Raw genomic sequence first — 17,002 nt, forward strand, 5'->3', positions numbered from 1 at the left:
CATGACCACAACTGCTCTGGACCGTCCCCGTTCCTTCTGGCCCGCGCTCACGCGCGATCCGCTCATGTTCACCGGGCTGGCGCTGCTGGCCGCGCTGGTGGGGCTGGCCATGCTGGCGCCCCTGATCACCTGGCATGACCCGGCCGCGCTGGCGCCCCGGATGCGGCTCAAGCCGGTCAGCGCCGAATATTGGCTGGGCACCGATTCGCTGGGCCGCGACCTGTTTTCGCGCGTGCTTTACGGCGGCCGGCTGTCGATCACGCTGGCGGCGCTGGTCAGCGTGATCTCGGTGTGCGCCGGCCTGCTGCTGGGCCTCCTGGCGGGCTATTTCCGCCAGTTGGATGCGGTGGTGATGCGCATCATCGACGGCATCATGGCCATTCCCGGCCTGCTGCTGGCCATCGCCATGGTGGCGCTGGGCGGCGCGACCATTCCCACCATGGTGACGGCCATCGCCATCCCGGAGATTCCGCGTGTGGCGCGGCTGGTGCGCAGCGTGGTGCTGTCAGTGCGCGAAGAGCCCTACGTCGAGGCGTCGCTTGGCATGGGCACGCCGACATGGCGCGTGCTGTGGCGCCACGTCCTGCCCAGCACGATCAACCCGCTGGTGGTGCAGGCCACGTTCATCTGCGCCTCGGCAATCCTGATCGAAGCCGTGCTGGGTTTTCTGGGCCTGGGCTTTCCGCCCGAGATCCCCAGCCTGGGCAGCATCATTTCCGAGGGCCGTCCGTTCTTCCAGCGCGCGCCGTGGATCGTCCTGTTCCCGGGCGTCTTCCTGGCGCTGCTGATCCTGTCAGTGAACCTGTTCGGCGACGCGCTGCGCGATCGCCTGGACCCGCGCATGGCGCGTCAACGCAAGGGCTGAAAGCCAATGTCCTCTCATCCCATTCTGGAAATCCGCGACTTGAAGGTCAGCCTGCCCGGCGCCGGTGACCGGCGTTACGCCGCCGAAGGCATCGCGCTGACCGTCAGCCCGCGCGAAATCGTGTGCATCGTCGGCGAATCGGGCTCGGGCAAGTCCGTCACGGCCAGCGCCGTCATGGGCCTGCTGCCCAAAAATGTGCTCAAGCTCGAAAGCGGGCAGATCCTCTTGTCGGGCCGCGACATCACGCACGCTTCCCTGGCCGAGCTGCGTGCGCTGCGCGGCGACCGGATGGCCATGATCTTCCAGGAGCCCATGACGGCCCTGAACCCGCTGATGCAGGTGGGCGACCAGATCGCCGAGATCTTCCAGTTCCATGGCCCGTCGCTGTCGCGCCGGGAAGTCGACCAGCGCGTGCTGGCGTTGCTGGCCGATATGCGGCTGCCGTCGCCCGAGACGCTGCGTCACGCCTTTCCCCACCAACTGTCGGGCGGGCAGCGCCAGCGGGTGATGATCGCGATGGCGCTGGCGATGGAACCGGCGCTGATCATCGCGGACGAGCCGACCACGGCACTGGATGTGACGTCGCAGGCCCAGGTGCTGCGCCTCTTGCACGGCCTGCGCGAGCGTCACGACACCGGCATCCTGTTCATCACGCACGACTTCGACGTGGTGGCCGAGATTGCCGATCGTGTGATCGTGATGCAGCACGGCCGTATCGTCGAGGCCGGCACGGCTGCCGAGGTGCTGGCCAATCCCCAGCATCCCTATACCCGCAAGCTGATCGACGCGGTGCCTAAAGGCAGGTTTGGCGCCGGCGCGCCCTTGGCCGCAGCCGATCCCGTCATCGCGGTCGAAAACCTGGGCATGCGCTTCGTGACGTCCAGCCTGTTCCGGTCCAAGCGGCGCGAGGTCAATGCGCTGGATGGCGTGTCGCTGTCGCTGGCCCGTGGCGAAACGCTGGGCATCGTCGGCGAATCCGGGTCGGGCAAGACGACGCTGGGCCGGTGCCTGGCGCACTTTGCCCGGCCCACATCCGGCCGCATCGTGATGAACGGCCAGGACGTCTCGAACCTGTCGCGCGCGGCCTGGCGGCAGTGGTGCAAGCGCATCCAGATGGTGTTCCAGGATCCCTACCGGTCCTTCAACCCGCGTCTGACGATCGAAGCCACGCTGTCCGAGGGGCCGCTGAACTACGGCGAAGACCCGGCCCGCGTGCAGGCGCGGATGCGCGACATGCTGGCACTGGTCAGCATCGATGCCAGCGCGCTCAAGCGCTATCCGCACGAGTTTTCCGGCGGGCAGCGTCAGCGGATTTCGATCGCGCGGGCGCTGATGATGGAGCCGGAAATCCTGATCGCGGACGAGGCGGTGTCGGCGCTGGACGTGTCCGTGCAGGCGCAGATCCTGGATCTGCTGGAGCAGATCCGCGCGCAACTGAACCTGAGCATGATCTTCATCACCCACGACCTGCGCGTGGCCGCCCGGCTATGCCACCGCATCGCCGTGATGCAGCGCGGCCGCGTCATGGAGATCGGCCCCGCCGAGCAGATATTCACGCGGCCCGCCAGCCGCTACACCCAGGAACTGCTGGCCGCCATTCCCGGCAAGGACGGGCTGGGCAGCCGCGATGCGGCCGGACTGGCGTTGGCCGGCGCTTGAAGGAAACCCCCAATGACACGCGTTGCCTTGCTGAGCCGATCCGCCAATCTTTCCTACTTTCAGCCGTTGTTGCTGGGTCTGGCGCCCGACCTGGACGTTGCCGTCTGGCCCGATCCGCGCAGTCTGCACGCCGAGGTGGCGGTCTGCTGGAATCCGCCCGTGGGCGTTTACGACGACATGCCGAACCTGAAGCTGATCCACAGCATCGCCGCCGGCGTGGACAACCTGCTGGACGGCCAGCGCACGCGCGGGCTGCCGGTCTGCCGCGTGGTGGATCCGCAACTGGCGCAGGGGATGCTGCAGTACGTGCTGTGGTGCGTGCTGACCTTTCACCGCAAGCTGGATCTGGCGCTGTCCAACCAGCGCGCCGCGCGCTGGAACCGGCCGCCGCAGACGCCGGCCTCGCAATGCCGGATCGGGCTGATGGGCCTGGGCGAGCTGGGCGGCGCCATCGCCGCCGTGCTGCCGGGGCTGGGCTATGCGGTCAACGGCTGGTCGCGCACGCCGCGCGATCTTGACGGCGTGCGCGTCTATGCCGGCGAGGCAGCCTTTGACGAATTCCTGGCCAACACCGATGTGCTGGTGTGCCTGGTCCCGCTGACTGACGCGACCCGCGGCATCCTGAACCGGCGCACCTTCGACGCCCTGCCGCAAGGCGCGGCGGTGGTCAATTGCGGCCGGGGAGAGCACCTGGTCGCGGCGGACCTGATCGACGCGCTGGCGCGCGGGCAACTGCGCGGCGCCGTGCTGGACGTGTTCGCGCAGGAACCCCTGGATCCGGCCGATCCGCTGTGGTCGACGCCGGGGGTGATCGTCACCCCGCACATGGCGACCATGCCCGCGCCCGCCACCGTGGCCGAGCAGGTCGTGGCCAACATCCGCCGGCTGGGCCAGGGCGAGGCCCTGGCCCACACCGTGGACCTGAAGCGCGGCTACTGACGCCGCCACCCGTTTTCCGATTGCCAACCCAAGACGAGACATTCCATGTATTTCGAAGATCCCGCGTTCACCATCCCGACCGGCACGCCTGCGCCCCTGGACCCGCAGATCGCCGAGTTCCTGCGGCGCATGGCTGCCGATGCGTCGCAGTATCCCCGCCGCGACACCCTGTCCATCGAACAGGGCCGCGCCAATGCCGAAAAGGTACGCCTGCCGTGGGCCCAGGGCGGCCCGCAGATGGCGCGCACAGCGGAACATCAGGTTGCGACGCGCCATGGACCGGTGCGCGTGCGTGTCTACTACCCGGCCGAGCGCCGGCTGCCGGGCGCCTTCATGTACATCCATGGCGGCGGCTTCGTGCTGTTCAGCATCGACACGCATGACCGCGTGATGCGCGAATACGCCGAGCGCGCCGGGGTCGTGGTGGTGGGGGTGGACTACACCCGCGCGCCGGAGGCCAAGTTCCCGCAGCCGCTGGAGGAGTGCGTGGACGTGCTGCGCTGGGTCGCCGCGTCGGCGGGCGAACTGGACATCGACGCCGGGCAGATCTTTGTGGGCGGCGATTCCGCCGGCGCCAACCTGTCCATGGGCACGGCCCTGACGCTGCGCGACGAAGGCGTGCCGCTCATCAAGGGGCTGGTGCTGAACTACGGGGGCTTCGGCAGCAATCTGTTCCGCAACTCGGTCGTGCGGTATGGCGCGGGTGAGTACGGTCTGTCGCTGCATATGATGATCTGGTTCCGCGGCATGCACATCCGCCACGGCAAGGATTTCTTCGATCCGCGCGTGGACATCCTGCGCGCCGACCTGCAAGGCCTGCCGCCGGCCTGGCTGGTGGTGACCGAATGCGATCCGCTGCATGACGACAGCATCGAGCTGGAGCGCAAGCTGCGCGAGGCCGGGGTGGACGTTGCGTCCAAGGTCTACCCGGGCACCGCGCACAGCTTTCTGGAGGCCGTTTCGATTGCCGCCGTCGCGGGTGAAGCCTTCGACGACACCGCGCGCTGGCTGCACGCGAAGGCCTAGGGGACGCCATGTACACCCCGCCGGCCTATGCCGAATCCGATATCGGTGCATTGCACGCGTTCATGCGCACCCACAGTTTCGCCACGCTGGTGACCGTGGGCGCGGCGGGCGCGAACGCCACGCACCTGCCGTTCCTGCTGCGCGAGGACGGCGCGTGCGGGACCTTGGTCACGCATCTGGCGCGCGCCAATCCGCAGTGGCGGGACCTGCAGGACGGCGCGCAGGCGCTGGTGCTGTTCCAGGGGCCGCATGCGTTCATTTCGCCCAGCTGGTACGTCAACCGGCAGACGTTCCCGACGTGGAACTACACCGCGGTCCATGCGCGAGGCACGCCACGCTTGATTGAGGCGCCCGAGGCGATCCGCGCGGTGCTGGCGGAAACGGTGGCGCGCTACGACACGCCGCTGGGTGGCGAATGGCGCTTTCCCGAGATGCCCGAGACCCTGACGGCGCCGCGCCTCACCGCGATTGCGGCGCTGGAGATCCCGATTGCCGGGCTGGAGGGAAAGATGAAGCTGAACCAGGACAAATCGGTGGCCGACCGCCTGGGCGTGATCCGCGAGCTGGAACGGTTGGGGGACGCGGGCAGCCTGGCGGTCGCCCGGCTGATCCGCGCCCAGCCGGACCTGGCGGCGGACAACGCCTGATTCCAACCGGAGCTCTCATGACGCAAGCACTCACCGAAGCGCACGTGCGCGACGAACTGGCCGCCCTGTACCGCCTCGTTGCCCACTTCCGCATGACCGATCTGATCGACACCCACATCAGCGCGCGGGTGCCGGGCACGCAGGACCATTTTCTGATTAACCGCTATGGCGTGCTGTTTCACGAAATGCGGCCACAGGACCTCGTGAAGATCGACCTGGACGGCAATCCGGTCGATCCGGGCGACGCCGACAGCCAGCCGGTCAACGCGGCGGGCTTCACCATTCATTCGGCGGTGCATGCCGCGCGCCACGATCTGGCGTGCGTGGTGCATACGCATACTGCGGACGGCATTGCCGTGGCGTGCCAGCGCGATGGCCTCCTGCCGATCACGCAGCATGCGCTGCGCTTCTACAACCGCCTCGGCTATCACGACTACCAGGGCATCGCGCTGGACCTCGAAGAGCGCGAAAGCCTCGTCGCCAGCCTTGGCCCGCACAAGGCCATGATCCTGCGCAACCACGGCCTGCTGGCGGCGGGATCGTCGGTGGCCGAGGCCTTCGTCAATATCTATTACCTGGAGCGCGCCTGCCAGGCGCAGGTCAAGGCCCAATCGGCCGGCGCGCCACTGGTGTTCCCGCCGGAGGCGGTGTGCGAGCGCACCGCGAGCCAGTTTGAACGGCCCACCGCCCCGATCTACACGCAGCGGGTATGGACCGCCGCGCGGCGCCTGCTGGAGCCGGACCTGGAGACAATCGAATGAAAGACAGCCTGACGACAGCCCGCGCCGAACTGGCCGGGCCGCAGTTCCTGCATACGCCCGGCCCGACGCACGTGCCCGATGCGGTGCGCGAGGCCATGGGCCGCCAGTGCATGGATCTATCCGATCCGCGGCTGGCCGAATTGGTCGCGGATTGCGAGGCGGGCTTGGCCCGTCTGCTGGGTACGCGGCGCGCGGACGTGCTGATGTACGCGGCCAACGGGCATGGCGCGTGGGAAGCCGCCATTGCCAATCTGGTCCCGCCCGGCGCGCAGGTGCTGGTGGCCGGCAGCGGCCATTTCGCGGAGGCGTGGGCCGTGCATGCCGAGGCCATGGGCGCCACGGCTTTGCGCACGCCGACCCGCCCCGGACAGGCGCTGGATCCGGCCGCGATCGAAGCGGCGCTGCGGGCCGACACGGCGCGGCGTATCGCCGCCGTGTTCGCCGTGCATACCGACACGGCCAGCGGCGTGACCAGCGACATTGCGGCCGTGCGCCGGGCCATGGACGCCAGCGGCCATCCGGCGCTGCTGGTGGCCGACGTGATCGCCTCGTTGGGCGCCACGCCCTTCCGCATGGACGAGTGGGGCGTCAACGTGGCGATCGGCGCATCGCAGAAGGCGTTGATGGGACCGCCGGGGCTGTCCTTCACCGCGGTCGACGCGCGCGCGCTGCAGGCCGCGCAAGCCAATCCCACGCCGCGTGCCTATTGGGACTGGGAGAAGCGCAAGAGCGATCTGCTTTACCGCAAGTTCTGCGGCACGCCGCCACAGAGCCTTCTGGCGGGCTTGCGCGCCGCGCTGGCGCTGATTGCCGCTGAAGGCGAGGAGGCGGTGTTCGCCCGCCACCGGCGCGTGGCGGACGCGGTGCATGCCGCGGTGAACGCGTGGTCGCGCGGCGGCGCGCTCAAGCTGTTCGTGCAAGATCCCGCCGCGCGGGCGGTCTCGGTCACCACGATTTCGGTCGCCGACGGCGTGGACGTCGAAGCCATGCGTACCGTGGCGCGCGAACGCTTCCACGTTGCCGTGGCGGGCGGGCTGGGGCCGCTCGCCGGTCGGATGTTCCGCATTGGCCACCTGGGCGACGTGCATCCCGCCATGATCCTGGGCGCGCTGGGCGGGGTGGATGCCGCGTTGCGGGCCTGCGGCATACCCAGTGGCGACGGCGCGCTGCTGGAGGCAGTCAAGGCGCTGCACGACTGAATCGGTTTGCTGGCGCGGCCCTGACCCGGCCGCCATTTCTGCCGTACCTACGATAAGGACACATGATGAGACAACGTGGTTTTGCGGCGGCCGCCCTGGCTGCCCTCGCGGTGGCGGTTTCCCTTTGTCCGGCCCAGGCCCAGGCCGAGCCGGTCAACGCCAAGGTGGTCATGCATGCGCCGCTGCGCGTGCTGGACCCGGTGCTGACCAATGCGTACATCACGCGCAATCACGGGTACATGGTGTACGACACGCTGTTTTCGCTGGACGCGAGTTCGCATCCGCAGCCGCAGATGGTGGCGTCGTGGACGGTTTCGCCCGACCAGCTGACCTATGTATTCACGCTTCGGCCGGGCTTGAAATTTCATGACGGTGCGCCCGTCTCCGGTGAAGACGTGGTGGCGTCGCTCAAGCGCTGGTCGCAGCGCGATCCCGTCGGTTCGCGCCTGGCCGGCATCACGCAGCGCATGGACAGCCCGTCGGCCGACACCTTCCGCATCGTGCTCACCAAACCCTACGGGCTGCTGCTGGATGCGCTGGCCAAGCCGGGTTCGCCTGTGCCGTTCATCATGCCGCGTCGCATCGCGGCGACGCCGCCGTCCGAGGCCATCAAGGAAACTGTCGGCTCGGGTCCGTACAAGTTCGTGCAGGCCGAGTTCCAGGCCGGCGTGAAGGCCGCGTATGTGAAGAATGCGGATTACGTGCCGCGCAACGAGCCGGCCAGCCGCTTTGCCGGGGGCAAGGTCGCCATGTTCGACCGCATCGACGTGGTGAACGTGCCGGATGCACAGACCGCGGTGAACGCACTGCGCCAGGGCGAGATCGACTTCGTCGAGAACGTGGCGCCCGACCTCTTGCCACAGCTGGACGGCGTGAAGACCGTGACGGTGCAGAGCTATGGCGACGCGTCCGAAACTTACACCTTGCGCATGAACTGGAAGCAGCCGCCCCTGGACAACGTGAAGGTGCGGCGTGCGGTGCTGGCCGCGCTGTACCAGGCCGACTACCTGGATGCCTCGCTGGGCGATCCGGCCTACTACAAGCTGTGCGGCGCCATGTTGAGCTGCATCTCGGCATATCAGACCGAAGACGGCGCCACGCAGACCAAGCCCGCCAATCTGGCGCAGGCGCGGGCGTTGCTGAAGGACAGCGGCTACGCGGGCGAGAAGATCGTGGTGCTGCATCCGACCGACGTGCGCAGCCTGTCCAGCCTGGCGCCCGTGACCGCGCAGGCGCTGCGCAGCATCGGTATGAACGTGGAAGTGCAGTCGATGGACTGGGCCACGCTGCTCTCGCGGCGCAGCAAGGACGCGCCGCTCGCCGAAGGCGGCTGGAGCATCTTCCATTCCAGTCTGACCAGCATGGACCTGCTGAACCCCATCGTGAACGCCAATCTGGACGGACGGGGCGAGGGCGGCTATCCGGGCTGGACCAAGGACGACACCATCCAGCGCCTGCGCGCCGAGTTCGAGTCGGTGAATGGGCTGGAGGCGCAGAAGCGCGTGGCCGCCGAAATCCAGCGGCGCGCCTACGAGCAGGTGATGTTCGTGCCGCTGGGGGGATACTCGGAATTCAAGGCGTACGACAAGAAGTTCGACGGCATGGTGCCGGCCCCATTGCCGCTGTTCTGGCGCGGCAAGTAGGAAAGGCCGTTCAGGACAGCCCCACCTTGCCGCTCAGCCCCCGCGCCGCGGTCAGCAAGAGCGGCGAATAGCGTCGCGCAAACTCCGCCGGCGAGGCCCATTCGGACACCAGCCCGGCGATCTGGATGGCCGCCACCGGCCGATGCCGATGATCCAGGATGGCGGCGGCCAGGTTCAGCTCACCCAGCATGCTTTCCTCGATGGCCGTGGCATACCCATCCTGGCGCGCCTGCTGGACCAGCCCCCGGATGCGGTCCGGGTCGTTGTCGGTCTTGGGCGTGCTGGGGATGGTGTCGAGCGGCATGTCCTTGGACCGGGAAAGGATGTCTTCGACTTCTTCCTCGGGCAGGTGGGACATGATGGCCCGTCCGCCGGCCGTCTGCACCATGGGCAGGGCGCGGCCGGCCAGCGTGCTGCTGAAGGTCTGGCGCTTGGTCTGGCGGCGCAGGGCAAAAATGATGTACAGGTCGTCGAACAGGCTCAGTTCGACGCGTTCGTTGGTTTCGCGCTGCATTTCGGCGATCAGCGGGGTGGCGCGTTCAAGCAGCGGCACACTGCGCATGTAATCGAAGCTGCGTTGCAGGATCTTCTTGCCGGGCGTGTAGCCCTTGCCGCCCGCGCCGCGTTCCAGGTAGCCCAGCGTGACCAGCGTGTGGGTCATGCGCTGCGTGGTGCTGCGGTCAAAGCCGGTGATCTCCATGAGCTCGTTCATGCTCATGGTTGACGGGCGCTGGGCAAAGGCTTCCAGCAGTTCGAAGCCTTTGGCCAGGGATTGCACGAAGAGAGGGTCGGGACGGCTCATGGGAATCGCTTGTAGGGTGGCGGTGGGCGTCCGCGCCGGTTGGAAACTGCAGGGATTTTATAAAGATTCCAAGGTATTTCCTAGAGATACTTGCGTGCTCGCAACCGGCTCCGGTTTCCCGAAGGCGGGACGGGTGGGCTTGACATAGAATGGCCGCACATCAGCGGTCATTTCGAGGTACCCATGTCGGCCACATCCGATATCAAACTACGCCCGCTCGAACGCGGCGACCTGCACTTCGTGCACAAGATCAACAATAACGACGTCATCATGCGCTACTGGTTCGAAGAGCCGTACGAAGCCTATGACGAACTCGTCGCGCTGTACGACCGCCACCTTCACGACCAGAACGAGCGGCGCTTCATCATCGAGCACGACACGGGGCAGCCGGCCGGGCTGGTCGAGCTTGTGGAGATCGACTACATCCATCGCCGGGCAGAATTCCAGATCATCATCGCGCCCAGCTACCAGGGCAGGGGCTACGCCAAGGCCGCGACGCGCATTGCGGTGGGCTATGCGTTTCGGGTGCTGAACCTGCACAAGGTGTATCTGGTGGTGGACAAGGACAATACCGCCGCCGTGCACATCTACGAACGGTGCGGCTTCCAGATCGAAGGCCTGCTCAAGGAAGAGTTCTTTTCCAACGGCGCGTACCGCGATGCCTATCGGATGGCGCTGTTGCAGCATGACCATCTGCGCGACGTGGGACCGGGCGCGCCGGACGCGCCCGTGCTGCGGGACTGGCCGCAGGAAGAGCAGGCGGGCTAGCGCCGCCTGCTGCGTGCTACATCACGGCTTGAAGAACGCCGTCGGCGTCATCAGGCGGTTTTCCTGGCTGATCAGGTAGCCGGCTTCGGCGCTCTTGGTCAGGTAGGTCGCCCAGGCCGGATCCTTCTGCAGCGCCTGGCGCTTGGCTTCGCGGTCGGCGGCGCTGTCGTACACCCAGATGTGCATATAGGAGTTGACGTTGCCGGTTTCGGTCTGCATGTAGGCGAGCGGCTTGCCCAGATGGCGGCTCTGCACCTCGTAGCCGTGCTCGGCATAGAGCGCCAGGTGTTTCTTGATGGTGCCGGCGCGGCACGTGTAGGTACGGACGTCGTAAAGCATGTTGATCCTTGATAGGGGTAGCGGAAAGCGTGTTATTCGGCCGTGGCGCCGGACTGCTTGACCAGCTCGCTCCAGCGTTCCACTTCGGCGTTCACATATTTCTGGAAGGCGGCGTGGCCGTCGCCCACGGGGTCGGCGCCCAGGCCCTTCAACTTGTCCTGCACGGCCGGGTCGGCGACGCTGTCGGTGACGGCCTTGGACAGCTTCTCGACCACCGGTGCGGGCGTGGCGGCCGGCACGAACAGGCCGAACCACGACCGCGCGTTCATGGCCGGGTAGGCCGCCTCGGAGAACGCGGGCACGTTGGGCAGCGCCGCATGGCGCTGCGTGCCGGTGACCGCGATGGGCGTGAGGCGCCCGGCCTGCACCTGCGACAGCACTTCGGGCAGGTTGGCGAACATGATCTGGACCTGTCCGCCCATGAGGTCGTTGAGCGCCTGCGCGCCGCCCTTGTACGGCACATGCGTCATCTGCGCGCCCGCCAGCGAATTGAACTGCGCGCCGGCCAGGTGCGAAGCCGTGCCGGTGCCGCCCGAGGCGTAGTTCACGCGGTTGCCGTTGGCCTTGGCATAGGCCGCCAGTTCCTGCGGGGTCTTGGCCGGCACCGAGGGGTTCACCACCAGCAGCAGCGGCACCGACGCCAGATTGGACAGGCCGGCGAAGTCGCGCGTCAGGCTGTAGTCGAGCTTGTGATAGAGCGTGGCGTTGATGGCGTGGCTGGACGTGGCCATCAGCAGCGTGTAGCCGTCGGGTTCGGCGCGCGCAGCCATGACGGCGCCGATGTTGCCGTTGGCGCCCGCCTTGTTTTCCACCACCACGGGCTGGCCAAGCCGCGTCGACATGGCCTGCGCCACGGTGCGCGCGATCACGTCGGTGGCGCCGCCCGCGGCGAAGGGCACGATGATGCGCAAGGGGCGTTCGGGGAAATCGGCCGCGGCGGCCGTTGCTGCCGTGCCCAGCGACGCGGCGGCCATCAGAACGGTGGCGGCCAGGCGCCGCACGGGGGTCAGGGTTTTCGTCATGTCTCTCTCCAGTGTTTTGGGTTTTTTTATGGGTTGCCGGGCCTGGTCTCTCAGGCGCCGGCGGTGCGCGCCTTTTCGCGCAGGCTCGTCAGGGTGGCCCGGGGCGTGATCACCTCCGGGTCCAGGCTGAGTTCGATCAGATAAGGGGTTCCGCTGTCCAGCGCGCGTGCCAGTGCGGGCGTGAAGGCTTCATGCGTCTGTACGCGTTCGGCCGTCACGCCGAACGATTGCGCATACGCCACGAAATCCGGGTTGCACAGGTCCGTGCCGATGGTGCGGCCGGGGTAATGCACCTCCTGGTGCATGCGGATCGTGCCGTACATGCCGTTGTTGAACACGATGAAGACGATGCCAAGCTGGTGCTGCTTCACGGTGGCCAGCTCCTGCGAAGTCATCAGGAAGCAGCCGTCGCCCGCCAGGCAGATCACCTGGCGGTCGGGGTGGCGCAGCTTGGCCGCGATGGCCGCGGGCACGCCGTAACCCATCGCGCCGCTGGTCGGCGCCAGCTGTGTGCGCGGGTGGGTGAAACGGTAGTAGCGATGCGCCCAGGCGCTGTAGTTGCCCGCGCCATTGGTCAGGATGGCGCTCGGGTCCAGCTGGTCGCGCAGCGCGGCAATGACGCGCGCCGGGTCCAGGCCCGTGCGCGGGGCAGGCAGCTCGGTGTAACGCAGGTAGTTGTCGTGCAGGCGCTGCGCCCACGCGCGCCACGGCGATGCGTCCACGGGCTCCAGCTCCACCGCCGTCTTGGCGAAGGCGTCCATGCCGGCCTGGATCTTCACGGCCGGCTGGTACACGCGGCCCAGCTCTTCGGGGCTGGCAAGCACGTGGATCAGGGTCTGGCTGGGCACCGGCGATTGCAGCAGCGAATAGCCGCCCGTCACCATCTCGCCCAGGCGCGCGCCCACCGCCAGGATGACGTCGGCCTGGCGCACCGCCTCGGCCAGCTCGGGGTTCACGCCGATGCCGACTTCACCCACGTATTGCGCGTGGTGGTTGTCAAAGAGGTCCTGGCGGCGGAACGAACACGCCACGGGCAGGCCGTTCAGTTCGGCAAAGCGGGTCAGGCTTGCCAGTCCCGCGTCGGTCCAGCCCGAGCCGCCGACGATCATCAAGGGGCGCTGGGCGCCTGCCAGCAGCGTGCGCATGCTGGCCAGGGTGTCGGGCGCCGGATAGGCCTGCGGCACCTGGATCGTGCCGCAGGGCAGGGCCGGGGCCACGTCGGTCAGCATGTCCTCGGGCAGCGCCAGGACGACCGGGCCGGGGCGGCCGGACGTGGCGACGGAGAACGCGCGGTTCAGGTATTCGGTGACGCGCGCGGCGCTGTCGATCTGCGCCACCCACTTCGTGAACTGGCCGAACATGCGGCGGTAGTCGATTTCCTGGAACGCCTCGCGCTCGACCATGTCGTTGCCGACCTGGCCGACCAGCACGATGAGCGGGGTGGAATCCTGGAAGGCCGTCTGCACGCCGATGCTGGCGTTGGTGGCGCCGGGGCCGCGCGTGACCATGCAGATGCCGGGGCGGCCGGTCAGCTTGCCGTGCGCTTCGGCCATGAATGCCGCCGCGCCTTCGTGGCGGCAGGACACCAGCCGGATGCGGTCGCTGTGCGCGTACAGCGCGTCCAATACGTCCAGGTAGCTCTCGCCGGGTACGCCGAATACGGTATCCACGCCGTGGTCCAGCAGGGCCCGCACCACGTGCTGGCCGCCCGTCATCAATGTCGAAGTGTCGTTCATCGCAATTTCAATCTGGCCGCAGCGCGGCGGGTTGAGTCCGGATGAACTTTACGCAGCCCCGGTCAGGGCGCGTTAGGACAGATCAGAGCTTGTTTTGCACTTTTTTGCGGGCTGGCCCGCGCGGCCGCAGTTCGCCGGTCACTCAGCCATCACTCGATGGGGCGGTAGTACTTCTTGCGGAAGTCGCCCGGCGTGCAGCCGGTGTGCTTCTTGAAAAAGCGCGCGAAATAGGCCGGATCCTCGATGTTCAACTGAAAGCCGATCTCTGCGATGCCCAGATCCGTGTTGCACAGAAGCCGCTTGGCCTCCAGCGCGATGCGTTCCTGCACGAGCTGGCTGGCCGTGCGTCCCACGCTGCGCTTGACCGCCTCGTTCAACTGGCGTTCGCTGATGCACAGCGCGTCGGCGTACTGGCGGATGGCCGAGAAATCCAGGTAGTGCTCTTCGATCAGCATGGTGAAGCGCTTGGCCAGCGAATAGCTGGGACCCGCCGCGGTTTCACGCTCGTCGGCCGGATACAGCCGGCGCAGCTGCGTCAGGAGGATCAGCAGGTAAGAGCGCACCACGTCGAACCGGCCCGTCTGGCGGTCGCGCGTTTCGCGTTCGATTTCCGCCAGCAGCGGCAGCATGGCGTCGTGCTGCTCGCGCGTCAGGTAGATGACCGGCGACCCGCCGGCCAGGTGAAAGAACGGGAACTTGGCAATGTCGTCGGCGCGCGGAAACATCTGCGCGAAGAACTCGGTGCTGATGTTCATGACGTAGCCGCTGGGCTTGACCGACGACGTCCAGGCGTGGATCTGGCCGGGCGACAGGAAAAAGACCGAGTGGTCGCGCACCGCGTGCTGCTCGAAGTCCAGCAGGTGGGTGCCTTGCGCCTCGGTCATCCACAACAGGTGGTAGTAGCGGTGCCGGTGCAGGAAACCGCGCGGGATGTCGTCGTGGTCCTGCAGGCGCACGAGGTCGAAGTAAAAGGATCCCTCTCCCGAGAAATCCGAGGATTCGAAGGTGGGAAAGGTCTCCGGGACGGGCGAAATCGTACCTGCGGACAAGCGGGCGTCTCCTTGATGGCGCGCGGGGCGGCTCTGTTTTTCGCCATCATACGGGGATTCGCCGCGCCGCCCGCTTCGCTTACCGGCTGGCCGGGGCGGCGCGCAGCAGCCGCAGGCCGTTCGCCACCACCAGCAGGCTCGCGCCCACGTCGGCAAACACCGCCATCCACAACGTCGCGTGGCCCGTCACGGCCAGCGCCAGGAACACCACCTTGATGCCCAGCGCCAGCGCGATGTTCTGCACGAGGATGCGGTGCGTGGCGCGCGACAGGCGCAGGAAGGTGCCGATCTTGCGCAGGTCGTCGTCCATGAGGGCCACGTCGGCGGTCTCGATCGCCGTGCCGGTGCCGGCCGCGCCCATGGCAAAACCGATGTCGGCCCGGGCCAGCGCGGGCGCGTCGTTGATGCCGTCGCCCACCATGCCGACCCGGACGTCCGGCGCCAGCTTGCTTTCAATGGCGGCCAGCTTGTCCTCGGGCAATTGGTCGCCGCGCGCCTCGTCGATGCCGACCTGGCGCGCGATGGCCTGCGCGGTCGGCGTGTTGTCGCCCGTCAGCATGAGCGTGCGCACGCCCAGGCCGTGCAGGTCGGCGATGGCCTGCGCGCTGGTGGGCTTGACCGTGTCGGCCACGGCGGCCACCGCCAGCACGCGGCTGCCGTCCGACAGCGCGATGACGCTCTTGCCATGGCTTTCCAGCTCGTCAAAGCGCGTGTCGAGCGCGGCGCTGGAGACCCCCAATTCCCGCATCAGGCGGCGGTTACCCAGGTGGTACGTCTGCCCGCCCACCTGGCCGCTGACGCCGCGGCCGGGCAGGGCGGCAAAGGCCTCGACTTCCAGCAGCGTGCTGCCCGCCTGGCGCGCGGCGTTGGCCACGGCCAGTGACACCGGGTGATCCGATCGGGCCGCCAGGCTTGCCGCGACGAGGGCGGCGGGGTGGGGGCCAGGCGCCGCCGCGTCCCAGTCCTGCAGGTCGGTTTGAACGGGCTTGCCGTGCGTCAGCGTGCCGGTCTTGTCCAGCGCCAGCCATTTCAGGTTGCGGCCTTCTTCCAGATAGACCCCGCCCTTGACGAGGATGCCGCGGCGCGAGGCGGCGGTCAGGCCGCTGACGATGCTGACCGGCGTGGAAATCACCAGCGCGCACGGGCAGGCGATGATCAGCAGCGCAAGCGCGCGGTACAGGGCATCGAACCACGGCTGGCCCCACAGCAGCGGCGGCAGCACCGCCACGGCCAGCGCAATGGCCACGACCGCAGGCGTGTAGATGCGCGAGAAGCGGTCGATGAAGCGCTGCGTGGGGGCGCGCGCGCCCTGCGCCTGTTCCACCGCGTGGATGATGCGCGCCAGCGTGGTGTTGCCCGCCGCGGCGGTCACGCGGTACTCAAAGGAGCCGGAGGTGTTGATGGTGGCCGCGAAGACGGGATCGTCCTGCGTCTTTTCGACGGGCAGGCTTTCGCCCGTGATCGGCGACTGGTCCACGGCCGACGTGCCGTTCACGACAATGCCGTCGGCCGCGATGCGCTCGCCCGGCCGCACGCGCACGATCCCGCCCGGTTGCAGCGACGCGGCGGGCACTTCGACCCAGCTGCCGTCCGCCTGCCGCAGGGTCGCCGTCTCGGGCGCCAGGTCCAGCAGGCCGCGCACGGCGTTGCGGGCGCGGTCCAGCGAACGGGCTTCGATCAATTCGGCCACGTTGAACAGGAACATCACCATGGCCGCCTCGGGCCACTGGCCGATCAGCACCGCGCCGGTGACGGCGATGCTCATCAGGGCGTTGATGTTCAGGTTGCCGTTGCGCACGGCGATCCAGCCCTTGCGATAGGTGCTGACGCCGCAAGCCAGGATGGCAGCCACGGCAAGCGCGGCGGTCACCAAGAGCGGCGCGTCCAGGTAGTGCGAGACTTCCGACAGGGCGGCCAGCACGCCCGCGCCGCCGATCAGCCACCAGTTCACCGCCTTGGCGGCGGGGGCGGGCGCGGCGGCCGCGCCGTCGGCCAGGGGCTCGGGCGTCATGTCCAGCGACTTGATGGCCGCGACGATGCGATCCAGCGCGCCCTCCGCGTGGACGACGGTCAGGATGCGCTGCATCAGGTTGAAGTCCAGCGCATGCACGCCATCCACGCCGTCCAGCTTTTTGCGGATCAGCGTTTCCTCGGTGGGGCAGTCCATCTGCCCGATGCGCAGGCGCGCCAGCAACTGGCCGGGGCCGGGGGTGAGCGTCGCGGCGGCTGCGCCGGTAGCTGGCTGCAGGATGGCGTCGCCGTGATCGTGGCCGCAGCAGGCGTCCGGGCCATGCGCGTGTCCGTGTCCCTGTGCAGGGTGTCCGTGACCGTGCTGGTTGCTGGAATCCTTGGCGGAATCGTGATCGCAGCAGGCATCATGGCCCGTCTTTTCGATGCGCGCCATCGCGACCGGCGCTGCCCGCGGTTGGGTGGGTTCGCCGCCGCAGCAGGGGCCGCAATCTGCGCCCGACTGATGTTCGCGTTGTTTGACCGGAGGTAAAGACATCCGCTTGACCCTTCAAATAAGCTGATGACGCAATTCCACAC

Annotated in this window: 15 protein-coding genes; 9 read left to right on the top strand and 6 right to left on the bottom strand. The window is 67.9% G+C overall.

Annotated elements, in window-relative coordinates:
• Window position 1 precedes the first annotated feature (1 nt).
• The 8 genes from LN047_RS10570 (at window position 2) to LN047_RS10605 (ending at window position 8,739) form a co-directional block, all read left to right on the top strand.
• A complete protein-coding gene (locus tag LN047_RS10570) occupies window positions 2-865 on the top strand; it encodes an ABC transporter permease (protein WP_062840842.1) in 864 nt (287 codons plus the stop codon).
• A gap of 6 nt (window positions 866-871) precedes the next feature.
• Window positions 872-2,524, top strand: a complete 1,653-nt coding sequence (locus LN047_RS10575) for an ABC transporter ATP-binding protein (RefSeq protein WP_373981711.1) — start codon at window positions 872-874, stop codon at window positions 2,522-2,524.
• 12 nt (window positions 2,525-2,536) lie between these two features.
• Window positions 2,537-3,463: a 2-hydroxyacid dehydrogenase gene (locus tag LN047_RS10580; RefSeq protein ID WP_373981712.1), complete on the top strand. Its 927-nt coding sequence runs from the start codon at window positions 2,537-2,539 to the stop codon at window positions 3,461-3,463.
• A gap of 45 nt (window positions 3,464-3,508) precedes the next feature.
• On the top strand, window positions 3,509-4,489 hold the full coding sequence (locus tag LN047_RS10585) for an alpha/beta hydrolase fold domain-containing protein (protein ID WP_062840845.1): 981 nt from the start codon (window positions 3,509-3,511) through the stop codon (window positions 4,487-4,489).
• 8 nt (window positions 4,490-4,497) lie between these two features.
• The gene (locus LN047_RS10590; RefSeq protein ID WP_262760290.1) at window positions 4,498-5,136 is read left to right on the top strand and encodes an FMN-binding negative transcriptional regulator; all 639 of its coding nucleotides are present in this window, start codon (window positions 4,498-4,500) and stop codon (window positions 5,134-5,136) included.
• A 17-nt stretch (window positions 5,137-5,153) separates the two neighbouring features.
• Window positions 5,154-5,897: a class II aldolase/adducin family protein gene (locus tag LN047_RS10595; protein ID WP_373981713.1), complete on the top strand. Its 744-nt coding sequence runs from the start codon at window positions 5,154-5,156 to the stop codon at window positions 5,895-5,897.
• Window positions 5,894-7,096 carry an alanine--glyoxylate aminotransferase family protein gene (locus LN047_RS10600; RefSeq protein ID WP_373981714.1) on the top strand — a complete coding sequence of 401 codons (1,203 nt, stop codon included), beginning with the start codon at window positions 5,894-5,896 and terminating at the stop codon, window positions 7,094-7,096. The genes LN047_RS10595 and LN047_RS10600 overlap by 4 nt, the downstream gene beginning before the upstream one ends.
• 62 nt (window positions 7,097-7,158) lie before the next feature.
• Complete coding sequence (locus LN047_RS10605; protein ID WP_373981715.1) at window positions 7,159-8,739, top strand: ABC transporter substrate-binding protein; 1,581 nt, start codon at window positions 7,159-7,161, stop codon at window positions 8,737-8,739.
• 10 nt (window positions 8,740-8,749) lie between these two features.
• On the opposite strand, the gene LN047_RS10610 is transcribed toward LN047_RS10605, so the two are convergent.
• Window positions 8,750-9,541 (bottom strand): IclR family transcriptional regulator, encoded by a 792-nt coding sequence (locus LN047_RS10610; RefSeq protein ID WP_062840848.1) that lies wholly within the window; start codon window positions 9,539-9,541, stop codon window positions 8,750-8,752.
• Between the two features lie 183 nt (window positions 9,542-9,724).
• On the opposite strand from LN047_RS10610, the gene speG reads away from it, so the two are divergent.
• Window positions 9,725-10,309: a spermidine N1-acetyltransferase gene (speG, locus tag LN047_RS10615; protein ID WP_056316355.1), complete on the top strand. Its 585-nt coding sequence runs from the start codon at window positions 9,725-9,727 to the stop codon at window positions 10,307-10,309.
• A gap of 21 nt (window positions 10,310-10,330) precedes the next feature.
• On the opposite strand, the gene LN047_RS10620 is transcribed toward speG, so the two are convergent.
• The 5 genes from LN047_RS10620 to LN047_RS10640 form a co-directional block, all read right to left on the bottom strand.
• Window positions 10,331-10,648, bottom strand: a complete 318-nt coding sequence (locus LN047_RS10620; RefSeq protein ID WP_105238410.1) for an NIPSNAP family protein — start codon at window positions 10,646-10,648, stop codon at window positions 10,331-10,333.
• Window positions 10,649-10,680: 32 nt separating this feature from the next.
• Window positions 10,681-11,670, bottom strand: coding sequence for a tripartite tricarboxylate transporter substrate binding protein (locus LN047_RS10625; RefSeq protein WP_373981716.1), 990 nt, complete (start codon window positions 11,668-11,670; stop codon window positions 10,681-10,683).
• A gap of 50 nt (window positions 11,671-11,720) precedes the next feature.
• Complete coding sequence (locus LN047_RS10630) at window positions 11,721-13,406, bottom strand: thiamine pyrophosphate-binding protein (protein WP_373981717.1); 1,686 nt, start codon at window positions 13,404-13,406, stop codon at window positions 11,721-11,723.
• A 149-nt stretch (window positions 13,407-13,555) separates the two neighbouring features.
• Window positions 13,556-14,455 (bottom strand): helix-turn-helix domain-containing protein, encoded by a 900-nt coding sequence (locus LN047_RS10635; protein WP_056316364.1) that lies wholly within the window; start codon window positions 14,453-14,455, stop codon window positions 13,556-13,558.
• 79 nt (window positions 14,456-14,534) lie between these two features.
• The gene (locus LN047_RS10640; protein WP_373981718.1) at window positions 14,535-16,859 is read right to left on the bottom strand and encodes a heavy metal translocating P-type ATPase; all 2,325 of its coding nucleotides are present in this window, start codon (window positions 16,857-16,859) and stop codon (window positions 14,535-14,537) included.
• Window positions 16,860-17,002: the final 143 nt, after the last annotated feature.

The organism is Achromobacter sp. JD417 (assembly GCF_041879325.1).
Classification (GTDB): domain Bacteria; phylum Pseudomonadota; class Gammaproteobacteria; order Burkholderiales; family Burkholderiaceae_B; genus Achromobacter; species Achromobacter mucicolens.

Excerpts from the sequence above, each read along its gene's own strand:
- LN047_RS10570 (WP_062840842.1), top strand. The coding sequence starts at position 2 with ATGACCACAACTGCTCTGGACCGTCCCCGTTCCTTCTGGCCCGCGCTC.
- LN047_RS10575 (WP_373981711.1), top strand. The coding sequence starts at position 872 with ATGTCCTCTCATCCCATTCTGGAAATCCGCGACTTGAAGGTCAGCCTG.
- LN047_RS10580 (WP_373981712.1), top strand. The coding sequence starts at position 2,537 with ATGACACGCGTTGCCTTGCTGAGCCGATCCGCCAATCTTTCCTACTTT.
- LN047_RS10585 (WP_062840845.1), top strand. The coding sequence starts at position 3,509 with ATGTATTTCGAAGATCCCGCGTTCACCATCCCGACCGGCACGCCTGCG.
- LN047_RS10590 (WP_262760290.1), top strand. The coding sequence starts at position 4,498 with ATGTACACCCCGCCGGCCTATGCCGAATCCGATATCGGTGCATTGCAC.
- LN047_RS10595 (WP_373981713.1), top strand. The coding sequence starts at position 5,154 with ATGACGCAAGCACTCACCGAAGCGCACGTGCGCGACGAACTGGCCGCC.
- LN047_RS10600 (WP_373981714.1), top strand. The coding sequence starts at position 5,894 with ATGAAAGACAGCCTGACGACAGCCCGCGCCGAACTGGCCGGGCCGCAG.
- LN047_RS10605 (WP_373981715.1), top strand. The coding sequence starts at position 7,159 with ATGATGAGACAACGTGGTTTTGCGGCGGCCGCCCTGGCTGCCCTCGCG.
- LN047_RS10610 (WP_062840848.1), bottom strand. The coding sequence starts at position 9,541 with ATGAGCCGTCCCGACCCTCTCTTCGTGCAATCCCTGGCCAAAGGCTTC.
- speG (WP_056316355.1), top strand. The coding sequence starts at position 9,725 with ATGTCGGCCACATCCGATATCAAACTACGCCCGCTCGAACGCGGCGAC.
- LN047_RS10620 (WP_105238410.1), bottom strand. The coding sequence starts at position 10,648 with ATGCTTTACGACGTCCGTACCTACACGTGCCGCGCCGGCACCATCAAG.
- LN047_RS10625 (WP_373981716.1), bottom strand. The coding sequence starts at position 11,670 with ATGACGAAAACCCTGACCCCCGTGCGGCGCCTGGCCGCCACCGTTCTG.
- LN047_RS10630 (WP_373981717.1), bottom strand. The coding sequence starts at position 13,406 with ATGAACGACACTTCGACATTGATGACGGGCGGCCAGCACGTGGTGCGG.
- LN047_RS10640 (WP_373981718.1), bottom strand. The coding sequence starts at position 16,859 with ATGGCGCGCATCGAAAAGACGGGCCATGATGCCTGCTGCGATCACGAT.